This is a genomic window from Nocardia albiluteola (genome assembly GCF_018860155.1).
Taxonomy (GTDB): Bacteria; Actinomycetota; Actinomycetes; order Mycobacteriales; family Mycobacteriaceae; genus Nocardia; species Nocardia albiluteola.
Map to the genome: position 1 here is coordinate 233756 of NZ_JAHKNI010000014.1, position 6586 is coordinate 240341.

Here is a 6586-nt window from a genome sequence, read left to right on the forward strand (position 1 = left end):
CGACCCTCATACCCCGGCGTCGGCCGGACTGGACGGACTTCCGATCCCGGTGGGCCAGTTCATATTCGGTCGCACACAGGACACTTCCGATCTACTGCGGCCCCCCTCACCGCCGTTCCCTCGACCACAGCTACGGACCGACAGGTCGACGAATCCCACGCAGCCGCACATCAGCGCCCGCCATGACACGATCATGATGCGCCCGGCTCGTCGCCGCTCGCGAATTCTCCTCGTACTCACTATCTTGCTGCTGAAGTCCGAGGCCGGTCACGTGCCACGGCGGTCTCGATTGCCTGCAGGAGTTCTCTTGTCATCTTCCGGTCCCTCGGGCGCGTCCAGCTCCTCCCAGACCCTCGAGGTCCACATCGATGACCTCGCCAAGGCGGGCAAGGACTTCCAGAATTTGCAGGGGGCGCTGGCGACGATCGTCAGCCAGCTCACGTCCAGCCTCGAGGGTCTCGGCACGCCGTGGGGTGACGACGATCTCGGCGAGAAGTTCGCCTCCGGCGCCTCGGGATACCTTGCCTCCCATGACGCGCTGCTCGGCGCCACCGGTGCGCTGCCCTCCCTCGAGCAGGGCTTCACCGTGTACGGCGCCGACATCGTCGATGCGGCTGGTGCGTTCCAGAAGGGCGACGACGCGATCGGCGAGCAATACATCGAGTCCATCGGCGCAAGTGGCGGTGGCGGCAACAACAGCAATAGCAACAACGGCAGCGGCGGAGGCAACGGCAGCGGCAGCGGCTACCCCGGCGGGGGAGGGCCGAACCCCAACCTGCGGAACATCCCCAACCTGCCGAACACCCCCTATCTGCCCAACAACCCCAACCTGCCGAACACCCCCCATCTGCCGAACACCCCGAACCTGCCGAACACCCCGAAACCGCCGAGCACCTCCGCTCGGCCGGGCACACCGGATATCCCCAACACGCCCGGCCTGCCGACCCCGCCCAGCATGTCGAATCCCGCAACCGGCTCCGGAACGGGCGGCTATGGGAGCCCCGGCGATACCGGCTCCGGCGGCGGGGACCTGTCGCCGAACCCTTTCTACCCCGACGGCATCGGCGCGACCGGGCCCGGCTTCACCAACGGAACCTCGCCGTTCGGCGGGGCCGACCCATGGGGCGCGAGCGGCCCATACGACCTCCCGGGCCCGCTGGCCGGGGCAAGCGGCCCATACCCGCTGCCCGGCATGCTGAACCCGTCCCCTGGGGCTGGGGAGTACCCCGCCGGCCCGGTGACCGAGCCCGGGCTGCCGGGCGCCGGCCCGGCAACGGCCGGCGCGGATCCGGCCGAGGGCGCCATCGAAGGCGAGCAGTTGGCCCCGCCGACCGGCTCCACTCCACCACCACCGCGGGCCGGCGCCGCCACGCCGGGCGGCATGCCCTACGGACCATCGATGCCCGGCTCCGCCGCCGGGCGCGAGTCGGCAGAATCCGAGCGCAGGAAACGCCGCGGCGGCAAACGCGCGTCCACCTCCCCCACCGACCCGCCCGAGGGCGAGGGTGATGTGTGGCAGCGGGCGGGATGGCCCTCGAACGTCTGATATCGAGAGGAACAGGACCGTGCATCCCCAACGCGCACTGCAGGACCCGAGCACCTATGCGGACCTGATCGCAGAGTTCTGCGCGTCCGCAAGCGAGGTTGACGATCTGGCGGACCCCGAACTCGTGGACCGCGCCGCCGACGACCTGATCGATCGAATCAGCTATACCGCGACCGTGGCGGAATTCCACGCCGCGTTTGTACGGGTGGTGACCGCCGCGGCCCTGCCGCCGGGTGCGGCGGCCGCCGCACAACCGCACTCCGGCACCACGATGCTGGCATTCCTGCGCCGAGTCTTGGCGGAGCTGGAACGGCGCCGGCCGTGGCCGGAGCCGGCACTGGCGCAGGCCGACATCGAGGACTGGCCGTCGACCGGCTCTGGACTGCCGATCGCCTGGCTGCGGCTGCCTCTCCCACTGGTGGAACAGGCGGTGAACGCCTCGTTCGAACAGGTTCCCGGCCCGGACATGCCATTACTGGTGCTGCGGCTGCGCACCGGCCAACTGGTGGCCCTGATCGGCGCGCCGGGACCGGCACCGGACCGCTTCCTGGTACTGCTGCCCGACGCCGAGAACCAGCAGGATCCCGCCGAGGTGATCGACCATCTGGTCGCGTACACCGGATTGCCGCTCGAAACCCAGGGGATCGGGCAGCACATGACAATGCTCGCGGACCTGTAACCCGGGTCAGAACCAGGAGCGTGGGCGGATGCCGTTGACGCAATCGATCGCGATCAACTGCAGCTGCCGGGGCCGTACCACCCTGTCATAGCCCACGTCCGCAGTGTCGGTATTGGCGGTGGCTGCCATAAAAAATAAGGGCCCATAAGCGCGTGAATTGATCGGGTCGTGATGTACAGCTCTGGTGGGCCCTCGATAGGACGCGCTACCGTCCCCCGTCAGCACTGGGACGGATATGGGAGGCGTCGTGTCACGGCCGAACGATCGGTTGATCACCGAGGTAACCGGACTTCTGGATTCCTTCCAGGCCGCCATGGCACAGCTGGGCGACGCCCGCCGGCAGCGTGACGCGCTCACCGCCGAGGCCAGCGTGGAGCGCGGACGGATCACGGTGGTGGTCAATGCCTCCGGTTCGATCGTGCGCACCGTATTCGGCGAGGACATCGGCGATCTGAGCTACGGCCAGATCGCCCGCGCCACCGTGCAGGCCGCGCAGCAGGCGGCCGCCGAGGTACGGCGCAAGGCTGAGGCACTGTTCGCCCCGGTCCAGGCGGCGCGCGCCCAACTGCCCCAGTTGCCGGACCTGTTCGCCGATCTGCCGCGCCTGCAGGACGAGATGACCCCGCCGCCGCGGGCGCCCCTGACCCCGCCCGGCGAACGGACACCCGATCCGACGGCCACCGGGTTCGAGGACGCCGTCGAATACCGGCCGTCCCGGCGCGGCGCATTCGATCGCTGAGAGGAACCCACATGCCCGAACCCACATTCGCCTCGCAACTCGATGAGTACCGCGCCCAACTGGCCGAAATCACCCGTCTGCAGCAGGAACGCACCGGGCTGATGGGTGTCGGCACGGCCGCGGGACGCCGGGTCACGGTCACTGTGAACGCCGACGGCATCGCGATCGACATCAAATTCTCCTCCGGCGTGGGCGATCTCGGACACGAGGAGACCGCGGCCGCCATCACGGCGGCGTCGCAACTGGCGGTGGCCGACGTGGCCCGGCAGACCACCGCGCTGTTCGCGCCGATCGCCCCGCCGCGCACCGAACCTCTCAAATGGGACGAAACCATCTCCGGCATAGCGGAACTACGCGATCAATTGCGCTGAACGCCACCGATTACCAACGGCACGTGGGAGTTTGACCGTGGCACCCGTATCGAACGAGTCCGACGACACCGGCTGGGCCGGTCTGCGTACGACGGCGAGCAACGGCCAGCTGTTGCTGGCGGACGGCATCGCGGCGACGTGCGCGCGGCACGTCGAGGACATGCTGAACAGCATTGTCGGCGTGCACGCCTGGATCCAGCAGAACTACCGGACAGCCTGCCCCCCGATCGCCGCCACGGCGTCCGGCCTCCAACTCGAGGCGGTGTTCAATCGCAAGATCGGCGCCGAGCTGGCGCAGCGGATGGACCAGCACCGCACCATTCTCACCGACATGGGCAACACCTTCGTCGCCGCAGGTAAGGCGTATCAGGACGCCGAGTCCGCCAGCGCGGCCGCCTTCGGCGGCACCCGTACGAGCTTCGCCGGCATCTCGTTCACCGGTTCGAAGGGGACACCGCCGGCCGGTGATCCGTTCGTCCAGGCGATGCCCCCTGCGGGCATCCCGAACTTTCCGGATACCCGGATGGACCGGGTTCCCATCCTGCTCGAACGCGCAGCCAATCTCGACTGGCAGCGGCTGTACAAGATCGGCCAGAGCATCGCACCGCAGGCGGTAGCCAACGCCGGCGGTGTCTGGTATTGGCTCGCGCAGTGCGTGCTGGCCCCGGCCTTCGACACCTTCCATCAGAACATCTCGGCGGTACGGGATCAGTGGATCGGGAAGGGCGGCACCGCCGCAATCGCGGCCACGCAGAACTACACCACGGCGTCCAAGGCACTCACCGACAACATGAACAAGCTGGGCGACCTGCTGATCTACACCGCGGACTGGCTGCAGCAGACCAAGACCACCATGCCGCAGCAGCCCAACCCACCGGTCACCAACGGCTCCGGCCACGCCTCGACCCCCACTGACATCGCCGCGGCGACCCGTCCGTACCAGGACGCATTCACCGCTGGTTATACGAACAATGTCGGTCACACCGCCGGCAATGTGGTAGCGCTCCCCCAGCCGGATCAAGTGACCGAAACCAGGCCCAGCAACGTGAGAGTGCTCCCCCCGCTGTCTGGGGGGCCCGAAACCCAGCCCAGCAGCGGGACGCCGAACAACGGACCCCGAATCGAGTTCGCTGCCAACGGCACCGACGGCCCGCACGGACCGCTCGACAACAGCGATCCGGCCGGTGGCAACATCCCGGCGTCGGCGCCGGTCACATCACTCCCGGGCAACGATGGCCCCCCTGCCAACGAAGGATCCTCGACCCCGATCGATCCGAACGCGCCGGGTGACGGGGGCACACCGCCGAGCACGCCCGGCACACCCGACATATCGACCACTCCGGACCCGTCGAATCCGCTGAACGACCCGGCGAATCCGCTGAACGACCGGTTCACCCCACGGAGCGATACGTCGAATCCGCTGGACGGTTCGCCGACACCGTTCCTCGCGACACCGTTGACCGGCGCCATGGCGGGCGAGGCGGCGAACGCCGAGAAGAGTCTGCTGTCCGCGCTCGGTGGCGGGGCGGGCGGCGGCAATCCCCTTGCCGCCGAAGAGAAGCTGCTCGAGCAGGAGTCCCGATTGTTCCCGCGCTCCAGCCTGCCACCCGCGGTGGAGCCGCCGGGCCGGGCCGGGCCGGTGGAGGGTGGCGAGCCGGGTCTCCCGATGGCCGGCGCCCGCAGCGGCGGGAAAGACCAGGAAAAGGAGCGCAAGCGCTCCGAGCTGCTCAACTCCACCCAGCACCTGGACGAGGCGCTGGGTGCGGTCGCGCGCAGCGTGCGCCCGGTACTGGACCGGTGAGCGAGCCCGAGCGTGAGCATCACCTGGAATCTCACCGACGCCGAACTGGTCGTGGCGTGGGACAAGTTGTTCGGTGACCGCCTGCCGGCACCACTGTGTGCGCTGCTGCGGGTGCACTACACGGACGAGTACGACCACTTGGCCGCCGCTACCTGGGACGGCCTGCAGGCCCGCTATGACGGCTCACTGCAGGATGCGCTCCAGCGGGTCGCCCGTCCCGATGTGCAGGTGATCGCGCATGCGGTCGATCCGCGCAACCCGGAGGATTCGGGCGCGCGGGTGCGCGTGCTGGGCGCGCGGCAGGGCCCGGTGGCCGTGCTGATCCGCCAGATACCCGGCGAAAGCATGTGGTATAGCGGCGGATTCGTGATCACCATGGGAGCCGCCGAGCGTCTCGCGGGGGCGGTGGTGGGCACCCTGCCTGCCCGGGACGCGGGCCGGCTGCCGGATATCCCGATGGTGAGTTCACCCGAGTGCGGCGACACCGACCACTGGCACGGGCAGTCCCCGGTCTACGACAGCTACGTGGAGTTGGAGCGGCGCACCACCGACTGGCTGCATCGGCCCGTCGACGTGCTCGGCGTCATCGAAACATCCCAGGGCAGTTCAGCATTCGGTCCCCACGGGCCCGCCACCCGCCGCATCTACTGGCGCGATCTCGCCGGCGACGGGCGCTATGCCGTCGTCGACACCGCTCGGCCGGTCGTGGTCGGTGTCGACCGGCCCCGGCTCGCGGCGCTGATCGCCACCGACATCGCCGCAACCCTGCAGACGGTGGAGGACCAGCGCTGTGTGTGAGCAAACCTGGTTCCCCGGCGATGCCGTGATCGATGTCGGATCGGCCATCCACGAGGCCGGCGACTATGAAGGGCACTGCGAGACAGCATATTTCGGCATCGGCAGCGAGCAGGCCGACAGCGGTGCGGCCCACCCCGAGCATGTCCCGGCCGCCCCGGCGGACGACACCGGATTCACCGCCTATTCGACGGGCCAGGCTGCCCTGCGCTGCGGCGAGATCGTGGTCACGGCAACCGAGTCCGGCCTTCCGATGGGCGTGCATATCGATCCGGACCAGCTACGCCGCGACCCCGTCGACCTGGCCGACGACGTGCTACGGCTGTGTCGGCTGGCGGCGAACCGAGCCGGCCTGGCTCGGCGCGCTCAGCTGGCTCGCCTGGGTGTGGGCGAGGTGGCCCTGGATCTACTCGGCCTGCCCACCCAGGATGCGGTGGAGCGGGCCGAGCTCGGCGACGAGAGCGATTACGACTACGAGCCGCGCAGCTGGCTCGATCACGATGGGAGTGTGTGGTGACGGGGCCTGTAGGCATAGGTACCGATACATCGGCATGGCCGACACTGGGCCAGACCGCCAAAAAAGGCGACCTGACATTCAACTCCACCGTGGCACAAGACTGCGTCAACGCCTGCCAAACCCTCCTCGCCACCATCG

At 68.9% G+C, this 6586-nt stretch carries 7 protein-coding genes; all 7 read left to right on the forward strand.

All coding sequences use genetic code 11. The annotated features are described in order from the left end of the window. The first annotated feature begins 307 nt into the window (after positions 1 to 307). Positions 308 to 1546: a hypothetical protein gene (locus KO481_RS33870; RefSeq protein WP_215922564.1), complete on the forward strand. Its 1239-nt coding sequence runs from the start codon at positions 308 to 310 to the stop codon at positions 1544 to 1546. Positions 1547 to 1565: 19 nt separating this feature from the next. After that, on the forward strand, positions 1566 to 2225 hold the full coding sequence (locus KO481_RS33875) for a hypothetical protein (RefSeq protein ID WP_215922565.1): 660 nt from the start codon (positions 1566 to 1568) through the stop codon (positions 2223 to 2225). A 247-nt stretch (positions 2226 to 2472) separates the two neighbouring features. Next, positions 2473 to 2964 (forward strand): YbaB/EbfC family nucleoid-associated protein, encoded by a 492-nt coding sequence (locus KO481_RS33880; protein ID WP_215922566.1) that lies wholly within the window; start codon positions 2473 to 2475, stop codon positions 2962 to 2964. Between the two features lie 11 nt (positions 2965 to 2975). Beyond that, entirely contained in the window at positions 2976 to 3335 is a 360-nt protein-coding gene (locus KO481_RS33885) for a YbaB/EbfC family nucleoid-associated protein (protein ID WP_215922567.1), read from the forward strand. A gap of 37 nt (positions 3336 to 3372) precedes the next feature. Continuing rightward, the gene (locus KO481_RS33890; RefSeq protein WP_215922568.1) at positions 3373 to 5136 is read left to right on the forward strand and encodes a hypothetical protein; all 1764 of its coding nucleotides are present in this window, start codon (positions 3373 to 3375) and stop codon (positions 5134 to 5136) included. Positions 5137 to 5148: 12 nt separating this feature from the next. Beyond that, positions 5149 to 5934: an ESX secretion-associated protein EspG gene (locus KO481_RS33895; protein ID WP_215922569.1), complete on the forward strand. Its 786-nt coding sequence runs from the start codon at positions 5149 to 5151 to the stop codon at positions 5932 to 5934. Further along, positions 5927 to 6448 carry a hypothetical protein gene (locus tag KO481_RS43595; protein WP_245401858.1) on the forward strand — a complete coding sequence of 174 codons (522 nt, stop codon included), beginning with the start codon at positions 5927 to 5929 and terminating at the stop codon, positions 6446 to 6448. Before KO481_RS33895 ends, KO481_RS43595 begins: the two co-directional genes overlap by 8 nt. Positions 6449 to 6586 lie beyond the last annotated feature (138 nt).